The sequence below is a fragment of the Massilia hydrophila genome, assembly GCF_020208145.1.
Taxonomy (GTDB): domain Bacteria; phylum Pseudomonadota; class Gammaproteobacteria; order Burkholderiales; family Burkholderiaceae_D; genus Telluria; species Telluria hydrophila.
Map to the genome: position 1 here is coordinate 1 of NZ_JAHYBX010000109.1, position 234 is coordinate 234.

At 54.7% G+C, this 234-nt stretch carries 1 rRNA gene; it reads right to left on the bottom strand.

Going from position 1 to position 234, the window contains the following annotated elements:
• A 23S ribosomal RNA gene (locus tag LE190_RS22380) occupies positions 1 to 234 on the bottom strand; the annotation flags it as partial.

A 234-nucleotide genomic window follows, 5' to 3' on the forward strand; every position in this document is an offset into this window, starting at 1 on the left:
GAATACTCATCTCGCCCACCTGTGTCGGTTTGCGGTACGGTCTCGTATGACTGAAGCTTAGAGGCTTTTCTTGGAACCACTTCCGATTGCTTCGCACCACATGGGTACACGTCCCAGTCCCTTGAATCCTGCGCCCGGATTTGCCTAAGCGCCTTCTATGAACCAGAAACCAGCTATTCCAACAGCTGGACAACCTTCCGCGATCCGTCCCCCCATCGCATCATACGACGGTGC